The 18,104-nt window shown below is 59.5% G+C and carries 20 protein-coding genes; 16 read left to right on the top strand and 4 right to left on the bottom strand.

Annotated elements, in window-relative coordinates:
- Nucleotides 1–89 precede the first annotated feature (89 nt).
- A complete protein-coding gene (gene wrbA, locus Q668_RS09115; RefSeq protein WP_022989305.1) occupies nucleotides 90–689 on the bottom strand; it encodes an NAD(P)H:quinone oxidoreductase in 600 nt (199 codons plus the stop codon).
- A gap of 200 nt (nucleotides 690–889) precedes the next feature.
- On the opposite strand from wrbA, the gene trhA reads away from it, so the two are divergent.
- Both trhA and Q668_RS09105 read left to right on the top strand, forming a co-directional pair.
- Complete coding sequence (trhA, locus tag Q668_RS09110) at nucleotides 890–1,555, top strand: PAQR family membrane homeostasis protein TrhA (protein WP_052009696.1); 666 nt, start codon at nucleotides 890–892, stop codon at nucleotides 1,553–1,555.
- Between the two features lie 67 nt (nucleotides 1,556–1,622).
- The gene (locus tag Q668_RS09105) at nucleotides 1,623–2,762 is read left to right on the top strand and encodes an NnrS family protein (protein ID WP_022989303.1); all 1,140 of its coding nucleotides are present in this window, start codon (nucleotides 1,623–1,625) and stop codon (nucleotides 2,760–2,762) included.
- Here the strand turns inward: Q668_RS09105 and Q668_RS09100 are convergent.
- The gene (locus Q668_RS09100) at nucleotides 2,728–3,345 is read right to left on the bottom strand and encodes an ankyrin repeat domain-containing protein (RefSeq protein WP_022989302.1); all 618 of its coding nucleotides are present in this window, start codon (nucleotides 3,343–3,345) and stop codon (nucleotides 2,728–2,730) included. The two genes, Q668_RS09105 and Q668_RS09100, sit on opposite strands and share 35 nt — an antisense overlap.
- A 130-nt stretch (nucleotides 3,346–3,475) precedes the next feature.
- Here Q668_RS09100 and Q668_RS09095 point away from each other — a divergent pair, with 130 nt between their 5' ends.
- Both Q668_RS09095 and Q668_RS09090 read left to right on the top strand, forming a co-directional pair.
- Nucleotides 3,476–3,934 (top strand): EVE domain-containing protein, encoded by a 459-nt coding sequence (locus Q668_RS09095; RefSeq protein ID WP_022989301.1) that lies wholly within the window; start codon nucleotides 3,476–3,478, stop codon nucleotides 3,932–3,934.
- Between the two features lie 76 nt (nucleotides 3,935–4,010).
- Nucleotides 4,011–4,832, top strand: a complete 822-nt coding sequence (locus Q668_RS09090; RefSeq protein ID WP_022989300.1) for an ion transporter — start codon at nucleotides 4,011–4,013, stop codon at nucleotides 4,830–4,832.
- 1 nt (nucleotide 4,833) lies between these two features.
- Here Q668_RS09090 and Q668_RS09085 read toward each other — a convergent pair whose 3' ends face one another.
- Complete coding sequence (locus tag Q668_RS09085; protein ID WP_022989299.1) at nucleotides 4,834–5,202, bottom strand: SirB2 family protein; 369 nt, start codon at nucleotides 5,200–5,202, stop codon at nucleotides 4,834–4,836.
- A gap of 123 nt (nucleotides 5,203–5,325) precedes the next feature.
- On the opposite strand from Q668_RS09085, the gene Q668_RS09080 reads away from it, so the two are divergent.
- The 3 genes from Q668_RS09080 (at nucleotide 5,326) to fabB (ending at nucleotide 8,412) form a co-directional block, all read left to right on the top strand.
- Nucleotides 5,326–6,510 carry an NnrS family protein gene (locus Q668_RS09080; RefSeq protein WP_022989298.1) on the top strand — a complete coding sequence of 395 codons (1,185 nt, stop codon included), beginning with the start codon at nucleotides 5,326–5,328 and terminating at the stop codon, nucleotides 6,508–6,510.
- Nucleotides 6,511–6,679: 169 nt separating this feature from the next.
- Nucleotides 6,680–7,189: a bifunctional 3-hydroxydecanoyl-ACP dehydratase/trans-2-decenoyl-ACP isomerase gene (fabA, locus tag Q668_RS09075; protein WP_022989297.1), complete on the top strand. Its 510-nt coding sequence runs from the start codon at nucleotides 6,680–6,682 to the stop codon at nucleotides 7,187–7,189.
- An 11-nt stretch (nucleotides 7,190–7,200) separates the two neighbouring features.
- Nucleotides 7,201–8,412, top strand: a complete 1,212-nt coding sequence (gene fabB, locus Q668_RS09070; protein WP_022989296.1) for a beta-ketoacyl-ACP synthase I — start codon at nucleotides 7,201–7,203, stop codon at nucleotides 8,410–8,412.
- Here the strand turns inward: fabB and Q668_RS09065 are convergent, their stop codons facing one another.
- Nucleotides 8,413–8,769, bottom strand: a complete 357-nt coding sequence (locus Q668_RS09065) for a helix-turn-helix transcriptional regulator (RefSeq protein WP_022989295.1) — start codon at nucleotides 8,767–8,769, stop codon at nucleotides 8,413–8,415.
- 189 nt (nucleotides 8,770–8,958) lie between these two features.
- On the opposite strand from Q668_RS09065, the gene yegQ reads away from it, so the two are divergent.
- From yegQ to Q668_RS09020, 9 genes are all read left to right on the top strand, one after another.
- A complete protein-coding gene (yegQ, locus tag Q668_RS09060) occupies nucleotides 8,959–10,275 on the top strand; it encodes a tRNA 5-hydroxyuridine modification protein YegQ (RefSeq protein WP_022989294.1) in 1,317 nt (438 codons plus the stop codon).
- Between the two features lie 197 nt (nucleotides 10,276–10,472).
- The gene (sufB, locus tag Q668_RS09055; protein WP_022989293.1) at nucleotides 10,473–11,921 is read left to right on the top strand and encodes a Fe-S cluster assembly protein SufB; all 1,449 of its coding nucleotides are present in this window, start codon (nucleotides 10,473–10,475) and stop codon (nucleotides 11,919–11,921) included.
- 328 nt (nucleotides 11,922–12,249) lie between these two features.
- Entirely contained in the window at nucleotides 12,250–13,011 is a 762-nt protein-coding gene (sufC, locus tag Q668_RS09050; RefSeq protein ID WP_022989292.1) for a Fe-S cluster assembly ATPase SufC, read from the top strand.
- Between the two features lie 15 nt (nucleotides 13,012–13,026).
- Nucleotides 13,027–14,310, top strand: coding sequence for a Fe-S cluster assembly protein SufD (gene sufD / locus Q668_RS09045; RefSeq protein ID WP_022989291.1), 1,284 nt, complete (start codon nucleotides 13,027–13,029; stop codon nucleotides 14,308–14,310).
- 5 nt (nucleotides 14,311–14,315) lie between these two features.
- Nucleotides 14,316–15,569, top strand: a complete 1,254-nt coding sequence (locus Q668_RS09040) for an aminotransferase class V-fold PLP-dependent enzyme (protein ID WP_022989290.1) — start codon at nucleotides 14,316–14,318, stop codon at nucleotides 15,567–15,569.
- Between the two features lie 12 nt (nucleotides 15,570–15,581).
- Entirely contained in the window at nucleotides 15,582–15,938 is a 357-nt protein-coding gene (locus Q668_RS09035) for a HesB/IscA family protein (RefSeq protein ID WP_022989289.1), read from the top strand.
- A gap of 18 nt (nucleotides 15,939–15,956) precedes the next feature.
- Nucleotides 15,957–16,499, top strand: a complete 543-nt coding sequence (gene sufT / locus Q668_RS09030; protein ID WP_022989288.1) for a putative Fe-S cluster assembly protein SufT — start codon at nucleotides 15,957–15,959, stop codon at nucleotides 16,497–16,499.
- Nucleotides 16,496–16,954 carry a SufE family protein gene (locus Q668_RS09025; protein WP_022989287.1) on the top strand — a complete coding sequence of 153 codons (459 nt, stop codon included), beginning with the start codon at nucleotides 16,496–16,498 and terminating at the stop codon, nucleotides 16,952–16,954. Before sufT ends, Q668_RS09025 begins: the two co-directional genes overlap by 4 nt.
- A gap of 24 nt (nucleotides 16,955–16,978) precedes the next feature.
- The gene (locus Q668_RS09020) at nucleotides 16,979–18,097 is read left to right on the top strand and encodes a CCA tRNA nucleotidyltransferase (protein ID WP_022989286.1); all 1,119 of its coding nucleotides are present in this window, start codon (nucleotides 16,979–16,981) and stop codon (nucleotides 18,095–18,097) included.
- The last annotated feature ends 7 nt before the right edge of the window (nucleotides 18,098–18,104 follow it).

Below are 18,104 nucleotides of genomic sequence, written 5' to 3'. Positions count from 1 at the left end.
GGGTTTGCCGGCTTCGCCGGGCAAACAAAAAAGGCGGCGGACTTTTCAGCCCGCCGCCCAAACCTGAGTCAACGCTTGCTACTTCGAAATCAGCCGTGCAGCTTCACTGCCAGTTCTGCAACATGCTTGCCCTGGAAGCGGGCAATGGCCAGTTCCTTCTCGCTGGGCTGACGGGAACCGTCACCGCCGGCGATGGTCGAGGCGCCGTAAGGCGTGCCGCCATTCACTTCAGAGATATCAAAGAACTCCGAAATTCCATAACCCAGAGGTACCAGCACCATGCCGTGATGGGCCAGGGTGGTCCAGAATGAGGTAATGGTCTGCTCCTGACCGCCGCCTGTTCCGGTTGAAGTGAACACGCTACCCACTTTCCCGTGCAGCTTGCCCTCAGCCCACAGGCCACCGGTCTGGTCGAGGAAAGTGCGCATCTGGCCCGCCATGTTGCCGAAGCGCGTCGGCGTGCCGAAGATGATGGCATCGTAATCTGCCAGTTCACCCGGGCTGGCTACCGGAGCATCTTGCTCGGCCTTGCCACCTGCGCTCAGAAACGCCTGGTCGTCCATGGTTTCCGGCACTCGCTTGACCACTACATCGGCACCCTCAACGCCCTTGGCGCCTTCGGCAATGGTGTTTGCCATGGTTTCGATATGGCCGTACATGGAATAGTAAAGAACAAGAACTTTTGCCATCGGAACAATCCCCTTGATTTTGAAAACTTGGTACTAGCGTAACGGCAAGAAGCAAAAGACGAAAACGGAAGATTTCCGGCAGCTCGTTCAGATTTTCTGAACATGGTCACAGGATGGTCATGGCAAACACTTGCGTACACATGTACGCTGAACTGCATTATACTTTCAGCGAACACAGGCCAGCGCGGATGACAGCAAGCATGAACCACCCCGAAGCAACATCGGAGTCCGCCCATTTCAGAATAGAAGAATGGATCAACAGCGCAACCCACGGCCTTGGCGCCATTCTGAGTGTTATCGGAACCATTGCCCTGATTGCCGGCGCGAGCCAGATGGGAGACACCTGGAAGATTGTCAGCTTCAGCGTATTCGGTGCATCACTGATCCTGCTGTACATGGCCTCTGCGCTGTACCACGGTGCTCGCCGCCCGGAGCTGAAATCCCTTTTCAAGACACTGGACCACTGTGCCATTTTCCTGCTGATCGCCGGCACCTATACGCCGTTCCTGCTGGTGAACATGCGCGGCACAACCGGATGGACGCTGTTTGCGGTGATCTGGTCGCTGGCCCTGACCGGTGTGGTACTGAAAGTCATCTTCAAGAACCGCTTCAAACTGGCGCGAGTAGGCATATATGTCGCCATGGGCTGGCTGATTACCTTTGCCTCGTCTGACCTGGTCGCCAGCCTCAGCGAGGCCGCGCTGCACCTGACCATTGCCGGCGGCATTGTGTATACAGCCGGCGTGGCGTTCTACCTGGCGGATCGCATTCCCTACATGCATGCGGTCTGGCACCTGTTCGTGATCGGCGGCAGCGCCTGCCATTTCAGCGCCATCTATTTTGGTGTGCTGCCCTACACGGTATAAACTCCGGTTCTGGCCCCGGTAACCTGCGGCGCCTTCCAACCAGAACCCATACCGAGGTCTGTTCAACGTGGCTGGCAAGCCCCTGCACGCATTCTGGCTATTCTTTCCTGCTGCCGCCTTGTGGGCCGCGCTGGTCGTCCCCCTGTCTATGTTCGCCGTATTGTCCGGCACCGGCTGGCCGCCCGGGCTGATTGGCGCCGGCCATGGCCACGAGCTGGTTTTCGGCTTTGCCCTGGCGCTAATTGCCGGCTACACCCTCGGCCCCCAGCCCTGGCGAATCCTCGCCCCCCTGTTCGGGCTCTGGCTCGCGGCCCGGCTCAGCTGGCTGCTGGCACCGGACTGGCTGGCCAGCCAGCTGCTCAGCCCGGCCTTTGCCCTTTTACTGGCCCGCTACGTGGTTCCCCGTTTCCAGGCCGCCAAGAAGTGGCGTAACAAGGTTGCCGGCCCCTTGATTCTGGCGCTTTGTCTTATGGCCCTGGTTTACTTCCTGGTGCGCGCAGGCCTTCCCTTTCCACCCGCCAGCACGCTTCTGCACACCGCCATCATCGGTTTGCTGTTGCTGATGACGTTTATGGGCGGGCGCATCATCGCGCCGGCGGTGGCCGGCACCCTGGAGAAGAAAGGCACACCGCTGGAAGCCCGGGTTCAGCCATTAATTGAAGGCTGGTTACTGGCGATTCTGCCCCTCGCCATGGTGTGCATTCTGTTTACCGCTACTGAAAAACTGGCTGGCCTGCTGTTGCTGGGCGCGAGCCTGCTGATTATCGTTCGGGTGGCCCGCTGGAAACTCTGGCACTGTACCGACCGCCCGGACCTGCTGGTACTGGCCCTGGGTTACCTCTGGCTGGCGGTCGGGGCGGCGGTTACCGGCGTGCACCTGGTTACCGGCCACGCCCTGCTGCCTGCCCTGCACCTGATTGCGGTTGGGGCACTCGGCACCCTGTCCTGCAGCGTGATGTTGCGCCTGGCCTGGCAGCGGGCCCGGCGGCGCTTCCCGCCAGCATGGCAGGTTCTGGCTATTGCCGTACTGATCGCCCTCGCCGGCGTGTGCCGATACCTGGCGGGCCCGTTACCCTTCAGCCAGCCCGGCTTGCTCTGGCTTGCAGCAGGTGCCTGGGCTCTGACATTTTCCGGCGTAGCGGTACAACTATCGCTGCTTTATCAGCGTTCTGTCAGTCGCCAGCCGGCTCGCAACCCAGTTCCCTGAGCACCTGCTGAGCCGGGGCCCCGGTTTCTGCGCTTGCCTCAAGCGCCAGGTCCCTGGCACTTTTGCCCTCTTTGTTGACCATTTCTGTATCGGCTCCAGCCTCCAGCAGCGACTTCACCAGTGCCGGGTTGCGGTTCCGGACCGCCATCATCAGCGCGGTCTGATGCTTTTCCTGCTCCTGGATATCCGGGTTTGCGCCGCGCTCCAGCAATAACTGCACTGCCTCCGGGCGGTTGGCAATGACCGCCCCCATCAAGGCGGTGTATCCGGTTTTTTCCCTGTGGTCGATGTCCGCCCCCTGGTCCAGCAGGTAGGCGAGAATATCCACATGCCCCCGGGAAGCGGCCCGCATCATGGCGGTCCAGTTGCAGTCATCGCCGGCGTCGACTATCGCGCCTTTATCCACCAGTTCGCGCACCCGCCTGGCTTGCCCTTCCTCCGCCGCCACAATCAGGGGCGTTCTGCCACGGGCATCCCGGGCTTCCAAGTTTTCCCCTTCTTTAACGAGCTGCCAAACCACAACCAGCAACAGCACGGCAACCAGACCACCCAACAGACCAGACCAACGCTCAAGAAATGTCATACATCCTCCGGTGTCCACTTACCTCAGAATACAAGAAAACGGCCTGAACGGGATTGATCAAACCAGGCACACCGGCACCTGACCGACATTTTTCGTATACTCCGGAAAATCCCTTTCAGGAGTCGACCCCGTGAGCAAATGGCTGGTAAAGACCGAGCCCTCCGAATGCAGCATTGATGACTTTGCCCACGCCCCGGACACAGCGATTCCCTGGGACGGCGTACGCAACTACCAGGCCCGCAACTTTCTGCGGGAAATGGCAGAGGGAGATGAGGTGTTCATCTACCACTCCAGCTGCAAGCACATCGGCATTGCCGGTATTGTCAGGGTTACCCGCAGCGCCTATCCGGACCCGAAGCAGTTTGACACCAGCTCGCCCTACCATGACCCGAAAAGTACTCCGGACAATCCCCGCTGGCAGGCGGTCGACATGCAGTTTGTTCGCAAGCTGCCAAAACTGATCAGCCTGGATCGCCTGAAGAACCTGAGAGGGCTTGAGCAGTTGCCGCTGGTGCGCAAGGGTAACCGGCTCTCTGTGATGCCGGTGAGCGAGGTCGAATGGCAGCTGATTATTCAGCTGGCGGATTAAACCGCCGTCACAGAGCTACCACCCGCTGCTCCGGATGATTAGAATTGCCGCGCCAACCTAATCCGGAGCCTGAACGATGTCTGTGGACATAACTCCCACAAGTAGTTTAAATCAACTGAAACGCATTGAATCGAGCAAGGTGTTTCAGGGCGTTGTGATTGCCATCATCATTCTCTCGGCCCTGACCATCGGCGCAAAAACCTACGAACTTCCGCCGCTGGTTGAACAGACCCTGACTGTTCTTGATAACGCCATCACGCTGTTCTTCCTGGTGGAAATCCTGTTTCGCTTCGCCGCCTGCCCGGTCAAGCGCCGGTTCCTGATGGACGGCTGGAACCTGTTCGACACCCTGGTCGTGATCGGCAGCCTGATCCCGCTGGACAACTCCGAAGCCGTGCTGCTGGGCCGTTTGCTGCGGGTATTCCGGGTGCTGCGACTGGTGTCCGTCGTACCGGAACTGCGCTTTCTGATCAATTCCCTGCTCAAAGCCATTCCGCGCATGGGCTACATCGCCCTGCTGATGTTCATCATCTTTTACATCTACGCCGCCATGGGCTCGATGTTCTTTGCCAGCGTAGACGAAGTACTCTGGGGTGATGTGGCCATTTCCATGCTCACCCTGTTCCGGGTTGCCACCTTCGAGGACTGGACCGACGTGATGTACGCCACCATGGAAGCCTACCCCATGAGCTGGATCTACTACCTGACGTTTATCTTCCTGACGGCGTTTGTATTCCTGAACATGATGATCGGGGCAATTCTGGAGGTGATGAGCGAGGAACAGAACGCCAAGCAGGCCCAGAAGGCCCACGACGAACGGGATGAGATTGCCCGTCAGCTCCAGGCTGTCCAGAAACAGCTGCAGGAACTGACGAAGCAGGTCAGCGAGAAGCGCTGATTCAGAACGGCTTGGCCATGGCCAGGTGGAAGATGGCGCTGACCTGGACCAGGGCAAGTACGGCACCGGTGATGCGGGCCGGCTTGCCCAGCGTGGCTTTCAGGGCAAACACACCGGCAACAATATAGCCAAACAGCAGTATGATCTTGGCAATCAGCCAGCCCGGCATGGCCGAGGCATAGCCCGCCACAAACAGCAGGGAAATGGCCGCCACCAGCAAAATGGTGTCATTAATGTGGGGAATGAACCGCAGCGGCGTCTGGCGCCAGCCTGGCCGGCCGACTGCATCCAGCAGCAACCTCAGCGCAAACAGCGTGATTGTCAGGTAGGCTGTGGTCATGTGCAGGTGTTTCAGAATCGTGTAAGACATGGACGTTCCTTCGGTTACAAGAGATTTGCGGCCATTGTACGCAAACTACCCCCAAGCAGGTATGGTTAATACAGGCACGCAGATTTAACATATACCTGAAATGTATGTATTTGGGAGATCTCCATGCAGGCCATACCCACCTCCGCTGACCAGGCACCCGCCAGCGTCAGCCAGTTATTTTCCTATCCATTCCGGATTTTCTTCCTGTCTATGACGGTACTGACCCTTGTGGCCATACCGGTCTGGGTTCTGGAAGTCACCGGCGTTCTGCAGTTACCACTGGCCATGCCTGCCCTGTTCTGGCACCAGCATGAAATGCTGTTCGGGTTTTTGTCGGCGGCCATTGCCGGCTTTCTGCTGACCGCCGTGTGTGTCTGGACGCAAACAGAACGCACCCACGGCCTTCCCCTGGCGCTGCTCTGGGGCGTTTGGCTGGCCGGCCGCCTGCTGCTGGCCCTGGGTGGAAACCTGCCGGACTGGGTGGTTCAGGGCGTTAACCTGGCTTTTCTGCCACTGGTGATGATCGATGCCGGATGGCGAGTATGGCATGCCCGCCAGAAACGCCAGGCTATGATCATGGTGGTGCTGGGCCTGCTGTGGCTGATGCAGGTCGGTTTCGTTACCCGGCTGGATATGTCCTTCAGCTACGGCGCGCTGATTATGGCCCTGGCGCTGATCAGCATCATCGGCGGCCGCATCACGCCGGCCTTCACTGCCGGCTGGCTGCGTCAGCGCGGTGGCAACGCCGAGGCGGTGAAAATGATTCCGGGGCTGGATATGGCCGCCCTGTTTTCGATGATCCTGCTGATGGCATCCCTGGTAACCGGCTGGAAAACCCTGGCGGCCGTAATCGCCGTGGTTGCCGCCGCGCTGATGCTGGTTCGCCTGTATAACTGGAAAGGCTGGCTGGCGCGCTCCGAGCCGCTGCTGTGGATCCTGCACCTGTCTATTCTCTGGGTGCCGGTAGCGCTGTTACTGCTGGCCGGTTCGCTGGTCGCAGGCTGGCCCTCCAACGCCTGGAGCCACGCAGCAGGCGCAGGTGCTGTCGGTTGCCTGATCCTGGGCGTGATTGCCCGGGTCTCCCTGGGCCATACCGGCCGGCCGTTGAAACTTCCGAAGGGGATGGTGCTGGCGTTCGTCGCCATTCAGCTGGCGGCGGTCATCCGGGTGCTCACTGCCTTCAGCATCATCCCGTGGCACCCGGGCATTGGCACCAGCACCCTGTTATGGGTGATTGCCTACGGGCTGTTCCTGGTGCGCTATGCCGGCATTCTGGCACGGCCCAGGGCAGACGGTCGGGAAGGCTGAGCGGCTCAGGCCTGTACCCGGGTACCTTGATGAGCATCAACGCCAGTGGCAGGGTTTCAGGCACAAAAACGGGGGTGTTTGCGGCAATCATCCACTAAAGGTCAATAGCCGTTTCTGATTCAGGCGCTAAAGTATCAGCACATCATTTTGCAACAGAGATACTGGCAACATGTACCCTGATCACTTTGACAAAGAAGACCTGATCCGCTGCGGCCATGGCGAATTATTCCCTGGCGCCATGCGCCTGCCCATCGATGAAATGCTGATGGTCGACCGCATTACCCACGTGGGCGCAGATGACGGCCTTTACGGTAAGGGCAGTCTGGTGGCAGAACTGGACATCAACCCGGACCTCTGGTTCTTCAAGGTTCACTTCGAAGGCGATCCGGTAATGCCAGGCTGTCTGGGCCTCGACGCCATGTGGCAGCTGGTCGGTTTCTTCCTGGCCTGGAGCGGTGGCGAAGGCAAGGGCCGGGCACTGGGTGCCGGCGAAGTGAAATTCTTTGGTCAGGTTCTGCCTGACAACAAAAAGGTAACCTATTACCTGGATATCAAGCGGCTCATCCGCCGCAAGCTGACCATGGCCATTGCGGATGCCCGCATGGAAGTGGACGGGCGGGAAATCTATACCGCCAAGGACCTTCGGGTTGGCCTGTTCACCTCTACAGATGACTTTTAGGAGTTAGAACGATGCGTCGCGTAGTTATTACCGGCATGGGGATTGTCTCCAGCCTTGGCAACAACCAGAAAGAAGTCGCCCAGTCCCTTCGTGAATCCCGCTCAGGTATTGCCTTCAGCGAGGAAGCCCGGGACAACGGCCTGCGCAGCCACGTTGCAGGCAAGATCGACCTGAACCTGTCCGAGCTGATCGACCGCAAGATCTGGCGCTTTATGAGCCCGGCGGCAGGCTACTGCTACCTGGCAGCCAAAGAAGCCATCGAGCAGGCCGGCCTGACCGACGAGCAGCTGCGTGCCAACACCACGGGCGCCGTATTCGGCACCGGTGGCGCGTCCACCGTGGAACTGCTGGATGCGATCGACACCCATCGCGACAAAGGCATTCGCCGGGTAGGCCCTTACCGGGTTCCCCGCACCATGGGCAGCGCCATCAACGCGTCCATTACCACGGCGTTCGGCATTACCGGCATCAACTACGGCATTACCTCTGCCTGCGCGACCAGTGCCCACTGTATCGGCCACGCGGCTGACCAGATCGCCCTGGGTCGCCAGGACGTGATGCTGGCCGGCGGTGGCGAAGACATCCACTGGACTCTGAGCCTGATGTTTGACGCCATGGGCGCACTGTCCACCAAGTACAACGACACACCAGAACAGGCCTCGCGCACCTATGACGCAGACCGTGACGGTTTCGTGATCTCCGGTGGTGGCGGCACGCTGGTACTGGAATCCCTGGAACACGCAGAAGCCCGCGGTGCCACCATCCTGGCCGAACTGGTCGGCTTCGGTGCTACCTCTGACGGCGCCGACATGGTTGCACCCAGCGGTGAAGGCGCCATTCGCTGCATGAAACAGGCCATGACCAACATCGACGGCGAAATCAGCTACATCAACACCCACGGCACCAGCACCCCGGCTGGCGACGTAACCGAGCTGAAAGCCCTGAAGGAAACCTTCGGTGACAAGATTCCACCACTGAGTTCCACCAAGCCCCTGTGCGGCCACGCCCTGGGTGCCGCCGGCGTGCATGAGGCAATCTACAGCCTGATCATGCAACGGGAAGGCTTTATTGCCCCGTCTGCCAACATCCAGAACCTGGATGAAGGTGCCGAAGGCTACCCCATCGTTCGTGAACGCATGGACAATCAGAACATGGAACTGGTGATGAGCAACAGCTTCGGCTTCGGCGGCACCAACGCCACCCTGATCTTCAAGAAGGTGTGATCAGGACAGCCTGAGCGAGCGGTATTCAGCCGGCGGAGTGCCCATCCAGCGCTTGAACGCCCGGCTGAATGCACTCAGCTCCGAGAAACCAAGCTGTTCGGCGATTTCTACCAGCGGCTTGGTTTTATCCTTCATGTAAGTCAGCGCCTGCTCCCGGCGCACCTGCTCCAACAAGGCTGCAAACGTCAGTCCCTCTTCGCGCAACTTTTTGTGCAGGGTGTAGCGGCTCATATTCAACTGCCCGGCCACCGTTTCCACACCTACCTTTCCCCGTTCCAACTGAACCCGGATCAGCTTACTCACCCGAATGCTCAGGGAACGCTTTGAATTTTCAGGCCTTACAGGCTCTGATGCCATGCTGGTTCCTCCTGCCATTTGATGCTGGCCCAATCTGCAAACTCCATCAGCGTACACATGTTAGCCGAAAGTGATCAATAAGACCTTTGAGCGAGATCAATGGCACAACCACCCGTTTGTGGAAAACTGCAGCCTTTCCATAATAGCCCACCTGCAGCCATCGACTTCCTGAACAAACCCGGAGACACCATGACTTTCCCGGAACTGCTCGCTCCCGCCGGCACCCCCGAACACCTGGAAACCGCCTTTGCCTACGGTGCCGATGCCGTATACGCCGGCCAGCCAAGGTACTCCCTGAGAGTAAGGAACAACAGTTTCAAAGACGTTGCAGCCCTGGGGGCAGGGATTGCACGGGCCCACGAACTGGGTAAACAGTTCTACCTGGTCTCCAACATCGCCCCCCACAACGACAAGGTGCGCAGTTACCTGCGCGACCTTGCCCCGGTGCTGGAACAGAAGCCAGATGCCCTGATTATGTCGGACCCCGGGCTGATCATGCTGGTACGGGAACACTGGCCGGACCAGCCCATTCACCTGTCGGTGCAGGCCAATGCGGTTAACTGGGCCACCGTGGAGTTCTGGCGCCGCCAGGGCATCAACCGGGTGATCCTGTCCCGGGAACTGGCCCTGAATGAAATCCGCGAGATCCGCGAAAAAGTGCCGGAAATGGAACTGGAAGTGTTCGTGCACGGTGCCCTGTGCATGGCCTACTCCGGCCGCTGCCTGCTGTCAGGCTACATGAACCACCGGGACGCCAACCAGGGCGCCTGCACCAACGCCTGCCGCTGGAACTACAAACCGGTGCAGCACAGCCACGACCAGACCGGCGACCTGATTGCCACCTCTGCCGACAGCGTGGAAACCTTCGAACCCAGCGAAATCCTGCTGGAAGAGCCGAACCGACCGGGCGGCTTCATTCCCGCCTACGAGGACGAACACGGCACCTACATCATGAATTCCAAGGACCTGCGTGCCATCCAGCATGTGGCGGAACTGGTGGACATGGGCGTGCACTCCCTGAAAATCGAAGGCCGCACCAAGAGCACCTACTACGTGGCCCGCACCACCCAGGTGTACCGCAAGGCCATTGACGACGCCCTGGCCGGCAAGCCCTTCGACATGCACATGATGGATGAACTGGAAGCGCTGTCTAACCGCGGCTACACCGAAGGCTTCCTACGCCGGCACGTGCCCCAGGAATACCAGTCCTACGAACAGGGCTCGTCCTATCTGGGCACCCAGCAGGTGGTCGGCACCATCAGCGACGCCGATGATCGCTGGCTCACCATCGACGTGAAGAACAAGTTCGCACCGGGCGACCAGCTGGAACTGATCACCCCGGCCGGCAACCTTCGCTTCAGCGCCAGTTCCATGGAAAACCGCAACGGCGAAGCCATGGAATACGCACCGGGCAGCGGCCACTTTGTGCGCATCCCCAGGCCCGAAGGCTTGCCGGAATCCCTACAGTTCAGCTACCTGACCCGCATCCTGCCTGCCCACAGCTGACCTCCCGCCTTCGGTCGGCCCTTAGTGCCCTGAGGGCCGATTAAGGTATAATCCCTGATCGACCGATTTAATACCTGACTAAATTACTCTGGTATTGTATAATCACTCGCCAGAAACAACGGGAAACCAGGCCAACAGAGCCCTGCCCCGCCACTCAGGCACCAAGCCCCAGATGAGAGAATTACGGAGCGACGATCATGGCGACCACCGATAAAGAGGTGAAAGAGCTGATCAAACGGGAATACGAACACGGATTCGTGACCGAGATTGAATCCGACACCTTCGAGCCCGGCCTCAACGAAGACGTAATCCGCCGCCTGTCCGAGATCAAACAGGAGCCGGAATTCATGCTGGAATGGCGCCTGAAGGCCTACCGTCGCTGGCTGGAGATGGACGAGCCGGAGTGGGCCCACGTAGACTTCCCGAAGGTCGACTACGATGCCATCTCTTACTACTCCGCGCCCAAGAAAAAAGAGGACATGCCCCAGAGCCTGGACGAAGTCGACCCGGAGCTGCTGCGCACCTACGAAAAACTGGGCATCCCCCTGCACGAACGGGCCAAGCTGGCCGGCGTAGCGGTCGATGCCGTGTTCGATTCCGTTTCGGTAGCCACCACCTTCAAAGAGCCGCTGGAAAAAGCCGGCGTGATCTTCTGCCCCATTTCCGAGGCGGTGCAGAAATACCCGGAACTGGTGAAGAAATACCTGGGTAGCGTAGTGCCGGCCGGCGACAACTACTTCGCCGCCCTGAACTCCGCCGTATTCTCCGACGGCTCCTTCGTTTACATCCCGAAGGGCGTTCGCTGCCCCATGGAGCTGTCTACCTACTTCCGGATTAACGCCGCCAACACCGGCCAGTTCGAGCGCACCCTGATCATCGCCGAAGAAGGCAGCTACGTGAGCTACCTGGAAGGCTGCACCGCCCCCATGCGGGACGAAAACCAGCTGCACGCAGCGGTGGTAGAACTGGTCGCCCTGGACGACGCCCAGATCAAATACTCCACCGTACAGAACTGGTATCCGGGCGACGAAAACGGCAAAGGTGGCATCTACAACTTCGTCACCAAGCGCGGCGCCTGCATCGGCAAAAATTCCAAGATCTCCTGGACCCAGGTAGAAACCGGCTCCGCCATCACCTGGAAATACCCGAGCTGCGTACTGCGCGGTGAGAACAGCGTAGGCGAGTTCTACTCCGTCGCCCTCACCCACAACTACCAGCAGGCCGACACCGGCACCAAGATGATCCACCTGGGCAAAAACACCCGGAGCACCATCATCTCCAAAGGCATCTCCGCCGGCCGCAGCTCCAACGCCTACCGCGGCCTGGTGAAGTTTGGTCCGGGTGCAGAAGGCGCGCGTAACTTTACCCAGTGCGACTCGCTGCTGATCGGCGACCGCTGTGGCGCCCACACCTTCCCCTACATCGAAAGTAAGAACAAATCGGCCATCGTTGAACACGAAGCCACCACCTCCAAGGTCAGCGACGAGCAGATGTTCCTGTGCCGTCAGCGTGGTATCGACCCGGAGCAGGCGGTGTCCATGATCGTGAACGGCTTCTGTAAGGAAGTGTTCAAAGAGCTGCCGATGGAGTTTGCGGTGGAAGCCGGCAAGCTGCTGGAAGTCAGTCTTGAGGGTTCCGTGGGCTAATCTTTATGGCCCCGCTGGCCTTGGTGGGGGTCAGCAAGCCGGGTGGTACTTTCCGGCTCGCTGCCGCAGACATCAGGCGGGCACTACGACAATTAAAGCAGTTGAAGTTAGGTAAGACGGCAAATAAACAAGTTTCGCGGAAGCCCTCGGGCAAGCCCTTCCGGGATCGTCAAAATCAGGGATGATTTTGTCGAGCGTACAGGGACGTATTCACAGCGTATCCCGGAAGGGCTTGCCTGAGGGCTGATCCACCCAGCGTCGAGGTTAGCGATATAAACTCCAGGGTGGGGCAAAGAATTCAGACGGTTAAAAAGAGAGAAGCGTACAAATGCTGAGCATCAAAAACCTGCACGCCTCCGTTGAGGGCAAAGAAATCCTCAAAGGCATCAACCTGGAGATCAAAGCCGGGGAAGTTCACGCCATCATGGGCCCGAACGGTTCCGGTAAGAGTACCCTGTCACAGGTTCTGGCAGGCAACGACGCATTTGAAGTCACCAGCGGCGAAGTCACCCTCAACGGCGACAACCTGCTGGACCTGGAAACCGAAGAACGCGCCCGGGAAGGCATCTTCCTGGCATTCCAGTACCCGGTGGAAATCCCCGGCGTAAGCAACCTTCAGTTCCTGCGCACCGCCGTAAACGCCATGCGCAAGCACCGGGGCGAAGAAGAAATGAACGCTGCCGAGTTCATGAAGCTGGCGAAGGAAGTCTCCAAGCAGGTAGACCTGGACCCGGCCTTCCTCAAGCGCGGCGTCAACGAAGGTTTCTCCGGTGGCGAGAAAAAGCGTAACGAAATTATGCAGGCCCTGCTGCTGCAGCCGAAACTGGCCATTCTGGATGAAACCGACTCCGGCCTCGACATCGACGCCCTGCAAGTCGTATCCAACGGCGTCAACGCCCTGCGTGCCGAAGACCGCGCCATCCTGATGGTGACCCACTACCAGCGCCTGCTGAACCACATCGTGCCGGATTACGTGCACGTACTGGCCGGCGGCAGAATCGTCAAATCCGGCGGCCGCGAACTGGCCCTGGAACTGGAAGAGAAAGGTTACGGCTGGTTGGGCATCAAAGACGAAGACACCAGCAACTGATCAGGAGGCCGCGGAATGAAATCTGTACCTATGCTTTCCGGCGCTTTCCTGCAGCCGGCCGGGCAATCCCTGCCGGAACCATTGCTGGCAGTGCGTAACGAGCGGGCCGCAGCACTGGCCGACATGCCCATGCCGACCCGGAAAACCGAAAACTGGAAATACTCCAGCAAGTACCTGAAGCTGACCGAAGACATGGCCGCCACCCTGCCGGCCACTGAAAAGGCCAGCAACCTGGACGTCCCCGGCTACCGGATTGTGCTCAATAACGGCGCAATCAACCGCGCCGACAGCCAGTACCCGGACCAGGGCGGCATCAGCGTTCAGCACTTCAGCGACCTGGATGCGGACGACGCCAGCGCCCTGGCACAGAAGCTTGGCAGCACCCTCGATGCGGAGCAAACGCAGTTTGCCCAGATCAACAGCGCCCGCTTTGAAAACGGCCTGCTGATTCGCCTTGGCGCCAACGCCGTGCTGGACAAGCCGCTGTTCATCATCCATGAAACCGCAGCTACCCGGAACGGCTCTGCCTTCCCGCGCATTTTTGTCGAGGCCGGCACCAACAGCCAGATGACGCTGGTGGAAGCCTATGTTTCCGAAGGCGATTCTGCGGCCCTGGTTGATACCGTTACCGAATTCCAGCTGGCTGATGGCGCCAACATCACCAGCATTCGCCTGACCATGGAAGGCGAAACCGTGCAGCACATTGGCGCTACCGGCGTACTGCAACAGCGCAACTCCCGCTTCGAGAGCCACTGCGTAGGCTTCGGCGGCCCGCTGCGCCGGCACGACCTGCAGGTTCGCCTGGAAGGCGAAGGCGCGGAAACCAAGCTCAATGGAGTGGTGGTTACCCAGGGTAAACAGCACTACGACAACCACACCTCCATTGACCACGTAGCCGCCCACTGCAACAGCGAAGAGACCTACCGCAACATTGCTGCGGACCAGTCCCACGCAGTATTCAATGGCCGGATTCATATCCACCAGGACGCCCAGAAGTCCAACGCGGATATGAACAACAAGAACCTGCTGCTCTCCAACGGTGCCGAGATCGACACCAAGCCGGAGCTGGAAATCTACGCGGATGACGTCAAGTGCGCCCACGGAGCTACCATTGGCCAGCTGGATGAAACTTCCGTGTTCTACCTGGTTTCCCGAGGCATCGGTCGCCGGCAGGCCAACGTATTGCTGACCATGGCGTTCATCAACGAGCTGGTCGAGCAAATTCCGGTAGAAGCCGTACGCGACACCGCCCAGGTGCGGCTGAATGACTTCTTCGATCAAACCTTTCAGGAGGCCTGAGCGGCATGACCGATCTGTCTGTGGCAACCAACACCACCTCGCCGGCGTTTGATGTGGAAAGCATCCGCCGCGACTTCCCGATCCTGGCACAGGAAATCAACGGGAAGCCCCTGGTGTATCTGGACAACGGCGCCTCGGCCCAGAAGCCCGTCGCCGTGCTGGATGCCATGGACCGCTACTATCGGGAAATGCACTCCAACGTGCACCGTGGCGCCCACACCCTGGGCGACCGGGCCACGACCGCCTTTGAAGGTGCCCGGGAAGTGGTTCGCCACTTCCTGAACGCACCCGGCACCAACGAAATCATCTGGACCCGCGGCACCACCGAGGCCATCAACCTGGTGGCCAACGGCCTGGCCCCGCGCCTGAAAGCCGGCGACGAAATCCTGGTCAGCCATATGGAGCACCACGCCAACATCGTGCCCTGGCAGATGGTGGCCGAGCGCACCGGCGCCAGGGTGATCCCTGTGCAGGTAACCCCGGAAGGCGAGCTGGACCTGGACTCTTTCAACAGCCTGCTGAACGATCGCACCCGGGTACTGGCCCTTACCCACGTCTCCAACGTGCTGGGAACGGTAAACCCGATCGCGCCGCTGATCGAGCAGGCGAAGAAACAGGGCGTAATTACCCTGATCGACGGTGCCCAGGCCGTACCCCACTTCAAGCCGGATGTGCAGGCACTTGGCTGCGACTTCTACGTGTTCTCTTCCCACAAACTGTTCGGCCCCACCGGTATTGGTGTGCTGTATGGCCGCGCTGAACTGCTGGAAGAGATGCCTCCGTACCAGGGTGGCGGCGAGATGATCGAGCGGGTGTCATTTGAACGTACCACCTGGAACGTGCTGCCCTACAAATTTGAAGCCGGCACCCCGGCCATCGCCGAAGCGGTTGGCCTGGCGGCAGCCATCAACTACCTGGACAGCCTGGACCGCAAGGCCATGGAAGCCGCCGAAAACGCCCTGCTGGCCCGTGCCAACGCACTGGTAGAAACGGTACCCGGCATGGAAATCATCGGCACCGCGAAACAGAAAGTGCCGGTAATGTCGTTCAAGATCGCCGGCCTGCACCCCAGCGACATCGGCACCCTGCTGGACCAGCAAGGCATTGCCATCCGCACCGGCCATCATTGCGCCATGCCGCTGATGGATTTCTACGGAGTACCCGGTACAGCCCGGGCTTCATTTGCGTTCTACAATACGCTGGAAGAGGTCGAGAAATTATTCACCGGCCTGCAGAAGATCCAGCGCCTGTTTGCCTGAGGAGGTGGAAACATGACAGCCGAAGTCTTCACCCCGAACACCGTGAACGTGACCATGACCCCGACAGCGGTCAAACACGTTCGCAAACAACTGGACAAGAAACCGGAAGCCAGGGGCATTCGCCTGGCCATCAAAAAGAGTGGCTGCTCCGGCTTCAAATACGAAACCCAGTGGGTAGAAACCCCCGAGTCCGACGACCGCATTTTTACCATCGACGGCGTGGATGTGTACGTAAAGCAGGAACACCTGCCCCTGGTGAATGGCATTGAAATCGACTTTGTCACCGAAGGCGTGAACTCCCTGTTCCGCTTCCGCAACCCCAACGCCACGGCGGAATGCGGGTGCGGCGAGAGTTTTACGGTGGCTTGAATAGAGGTCTTACTGAGCATGCAAGAACGGGAAGTCGTACTGACAAAGCGCGAAGTGGAAGCCCGGCTGGTGCCTTCCGGTACGGAGATCATGATTCCGTCGGACACCTTCGTGACCATCACCCAGTCCCTCGGTGGTACGTTTACCGTGGCGGTGAACGGCAACCTGGCCCGGATTGAAGGCCACGACGCCGATGCGCTGGGCAAACAGCCCCTGGAAAGCAGCTTCGAGACCCCGGAAGACGGCACGGTTAACGAAAACCAGGTGTGGGAAGCCCTGCGTAACTGCTACGACCCGGAAATTCCGGTGAACGTGGTGGATCTGGGCCTGATCTACGACTGCCAGATCCAGAACGGCACCGAAGACGGCAACCACGTGTACATCAAGATGACCCTCACCGCGGCTGGCTGCGGCATGGGGCCGGTCATCACCAACGATGTACAAACCAAGGTGGAGCATGTGCCCAACGTGGACAAAGTGACCGTAGACCTCACCTTTGATCCGCCCTGGAACAACGATATGCTCACCGACGAAGCCAAGCTTGAACTGGGAATGCTATGACCGCCAGCAAGGAACAATTTCTCGAGAACCCTCTCGGCACCAAGACCACCCTGGAAGACGTTCTGGACGCCTTCGAATTCCTGGATGACTGGGAAGAACGCTACGCCTACATCGTGGACCTGGGCAAACAGCTGCCGGCGTTTCCGGATGAGGCCCGCATCGAAGAGAACTACGTGCACGGCTGCCAGAGCCAGGTCTGGCTGATTCATCATTACGATGAAGACAGTGGCAAACTGTTCCTGCTGATCGACTCCGACGCCATCATCGTGCGTGGCCTGGCGGCCATCATCCTGGTAGCCCTGAACGGCAAGACACCCCGCGACCTGCTCGCCACCGATATTGACGAGCTGTTCGAGCAACTCGACCTGTTCCGCCACATCTCTCCCACACGCGGCAACGGCCTGCGTGCCATGGTTGGCAAGATCCGTGATATTGCAGCCACAGAAGCAGTCTGAGCCGGCTTAAACACAGGGTTTCCCATGCAAACCTATCTGGTAGGCGGCGCCGTTCGTGACCAACTGTTGGGCCTGAAGGTCAAAGACCGGGACTGGGTGGTGGTTGGCGCCACACCGGAGCAGATGAAGGCGAGGGGCTTCAAGCAGGTAGGTGCCGACTTCCCGGTGTTCCTGCACCCGAAAACCGGCGAGGAATATGCCCTGGCCCGCACCGAGCGCAAACAGGGCCGCGGCTACCACGGTTTTTCCGTGTACAGCGCGCCGGACGTTACCCTGGAGGAAGACCTCAAGCGCAGGGACCTGACCATCAACGCCATGGCACAGGCTGAAGACGGCCAGCTGGTGGACCCGTTCAACGGCCATACCGATCTTCAGCACAAAACCCTGCGCCATGTGTCCGAAGCCTTTGCCGAAGACCCCCTTCGCATTCTCCGCACCGCCCGTTTTGCCGCCCGCCTGCATCCGCTGGGCTTCAGCATCTGTCCTGAAACCATGGCCCTGATGCGCCAGATGATTGCCGATGGCGAACTGGAACACCTGGTGCCGGAACGGGTGTGGCAGGAAATCCAGCGGGCACTGCACGAAAATGCGCCTACCGTATTTTTCGAAGTCCTTCGGGAACTCGGAGCACTGGCGGTACTGATTCCGGAGCTGGAGGATGCAACCGTGTTCCGGGCCGGCGTTAAGGCACTGGAGTGCATTCACCACCAGCAGGGCAACACCGCCCAGCGCTTTGCCGCCCTTCTGGGTGCCGTGCCTGAAGAACTGGCCATTACCCGCGCAAAGGCCATGAAAAGCCCCAATGATTGCCGGGATATGAGCCGGCTGACGTGTCGGTTTATGGCCGAACTGTCCCGGCATCCTGCAGACAGCATCTCTGCAGAAGAGATCCTGGAGCTGCTGGATACCGCAGATCTGTGGCGCCGCAGCGAACGCTTCGATGCCCTGCTCGACACATTGGCCTGCACGCTGCCGCAGGCACAACAAAGAATTCTGGAACACCTGCGCACCGCTGCAGGAGAAGCTACCGGTGTAAATCCGCAGAACCTGCTGAAACAGGGTTTCAAAGGCAAAGAGCTCGGCAAAGCAATCCGGAACGAGCGGCTGGCGCGTATCGCCCGGGTATTGAATCCATCATCCTGAGGACGTC

The sequence above is a fragment of the Marinobacter sp. ES-1 genome (genome assembly GCF_000475255.1).
In the GTDB taxonomy this organism is placed as follows: domain Bacteria; phylum Pseudomonadota; class Gammaproteobacteria; order Pseudomonadales; family Oleiphilaceae; genus Marinobacter; species Marinobacter vinifirmus.
The sequence above is the reverse complement of the archived record's forward strand: the minus strand, read 5'-3'. Positions and strand labels throughout refer to the sequence as shown.

What these genes read in the sequence shown, in the direction of transcription:
- fabA (WP_022989297.1), top strand. Translation starts at nt 6,680, where the DNA reads ATGTACCCTGATCACTTTGACAAAGAAGACCTGATCCGCTGCGGCCAT.
- sufC (WP_022989292.1), top strand. Translation starts at nt 12,250, where the DNA reads ATGCTGAGCATCAAAAACCTGCACGCCTCCGTTGAGGGCAAAGAAATC.
- fabB (WP_022989296.1), top strand. Translation starts at nt 7,201, where the DNA reads ATGCGTCGCGTAGTTATTACCGGCATGGGGATTGTCTCCAGCCTTGGC.
- Q668_RS09100 (WP_022989302.1), bottom strand. Translation starts at nt 3,345, where the DNA reads ATGACATTTCTTGAGCGTTGGTCTGGTCTGTTGGGTGGTCTGGTTGCC.
- trhA (WP_052009696.1), top strand. Translation starts at nt 890, where the DNA reads ATGAACCACCCCGAAGCAACATCGGAGTCCGCCCATTTCAGAATAGAA.
- Q668_RS09065 (WP_022989295.1), bottom strand. Translation starts at nt 8,769, where the DNA reads ATGGCATCAGAGCCTGTAAGGCCTGAAAATTCAAAGCGTTCCCTGAGC.
- Q668_RS09025 (WP_022989287.1), top strand. Translation starts at nt 16,496, where the DNA reads ATGACCGCCAGCAAGGAACAATTTCTCGAGAACCCTCTCGGCACCAAG.
- Q668_RS09035 (WP_022989289.1), top strand. Translation starts at nt 15,582, where the DNA reads ATGACAGCCGAAGTCTTCACCCCGAACACCGTGAACGTGACCATGACC.
- sufT (WP_022989288.1), top strand. Translation starts at nt 15,957, where the DNA reads ATGCAAGAACGGGAAGTCGTACTGACAAAGCGCGAAGTGGAAGCCCGG.
- Q668_RS09080 (WP_022989298.1), top strand. Translation starts at nt 5,326, where the DNA reads ATGCAGGCCATACCCACCTCCGCTGACCAGGCACCCGCCAGCGTCAGC.
- Q668_RS09020 (WP_022989286.1), top strand. Translation starts at nt 16,979, where the DNA reads ATGCAAACCTATCTGGTAGGCGGCGCCGTTCGTGACCAACTGTTGGGC.
- sufD (WP_022989291.1), top strand. Translation starts at nt 13,027, where the DNA reads ATGAAATCTGTACCTATGCTTTCCGGCGCTTTCCTGCAGCCGGCCGGG.
- sufB (WP_022989293.1), top strand. Translation starts at nt 10,473, where the DNA reads ATGGCGACCACCGATAAAGAGGTGAAAGAGCTGATCAAACGGGAATAC.
- Q668_RS09085 (WP_022989299.1), bottom strand. Translation starts at nt 5,202, where the DNA reads ATGTCTTACACGATTCTGAAACACCTGCACATGACCACAGCCTACCTG.
- yegQ (WP_022989294.1), top strand. Translation starts at nt 8,959, where the DNA reads ATGACTTTCCCGGAACTGCTCGCTCCCGCCGGCACCCCCGAACACCTG.
- Q668_RS09090 (WP_022989300.1), top strand. Translation starts at nt 4,011, where the DNA reads ATGTCTGTGGACATAACTCCCACAAGTAGTTTAAATCAACTGAAACGC.
- wrbA (WP_022989305.1), bottom strand. Translation starts at nt 689, where the DNA reads ATGGCAAAAGTTCTTGTTCTTTACTATTCCATGTACGGCCATATCGAA.
- Q668_RS09040 (WP_022989290.1), top strand. Translation starts at nt 14,316, where the DNA reads ATGACCGATCTGTCTGTGGCAACCAACACCACCTCGCCGGCGTTTGAT.